Annotated in this window: 1 protein-coding gene; it reads left to right on the top strand. The window is 37.7% G+C overall.

Annotation, left to right across the window (positions count from 1 at the left end; all coding sequences use genetic code 11):
- The first annotated feature begins 459 nt into the window (after positions 1–459).
- On the top strand, positions 460–1056 hold the full coding sequence (locus Xedl_RS19680) for a protease-associated domain-containing protein (protein WP_244149780.1): 597 nt from the start codon (positions 460–462) through the stop codon (positions 1054–1056).
- The last annotated feature ends 96 nt before the right edge of the window (positions 1057–1152 follow it).

Genomic DNA, 1152 nt, shown 5'->3' with positions numbered 1-1152 from the left:
TTAGAGTCATAGGTCAGCAATAAGAAGGAAAATAAGTCTCATTAGATCATGTCATTTGCCTTCATTCAAGAGATGCTAAAAAAGTATGCTCGCGCCCTGCAGTTGTGTAGAGGCCATAGTGCATTTTTCTTTGGCGAGAAAGATGCCTACTATAGCAACTGCCCGCCTTTTTCAGAAATTGCACTTATTAGGCGAATCCAAGTTTCATATTATAAAAAAGAAGATTGGTTTTATAAAAAATAACAGAAGTACTGCATGCAAAGTTTTATTAAAAATGTGATCATTAACGATGATGTTTTAATTTATTTCATATACATTACTTGCCGTATTTATATGTGGTAGTCTTGATGGTTATATATAGTAGTCCTTTTTAAATTACCTGCGTTAGTTTAACGATATGATGATGTCGTTCTTGACCGATGAATCGACATCTCCTAACAGGAGAAGGAAAACCTTAATATGAGCAGCACTACTAAAAATATATGTATAAAATCCTCTTTACCTTTTTTCAAAAGCTCTCTATGTCGTCTTGTTGTAGTAACCTCTTTATTTTTTCCAGTTCTTGCAACTGCAACGATAAAGGATACAAATTCAGTTATAATAAGCAGTAAGGTAGATAGTGTACTGCAACACATTCAGAAACTTCAAGAAATATCAGATAATAATAGAGGTAATCGTGAAGCAGGAAGCAATGGACATGCTGAATCAGTACAATACTTTTCCGAGCAGCTTCGTAATGCAGGGTTGAAAGTTTGGACCGAGAAATTCGAATTTCTATATAGCAAAGCCGAACATGCTCAACTGATGAACAATGGAAAAACGCTGGATCTCGTTCCCGCTATGTTCAGTTCATCGACGCCTGGATCTATTAGTGCCCCTCCACACTTCATCGGTGGAAACGGATGCGAAAAACAGCAGTATCTCGATGTGCCTCGTGGATCAATCGTCATCATACAAGAGTCAACTCATTGTACTACGCAACATCAACATTTGTTGGCCAGTGAATCGGGAGCCCGAGCAGCTATCATTGCTTCACATACAGATACCCCTTTATAAATAAGCTTTCATAATAACGATACACTCATTTTTCTCACTCCCGGTTGTTGCCCTGATGAAAAGGCGGTCATAAATTCTTCAACGCACACTAAGAGT

This window comes from Xenorhabdus eapokensis (genome assembly GCF_001908105.1).
Note: the sequence above shows the minus strand (reverse complement) of the source record. Positions and strands in the feature narration are given on the sequence as shown.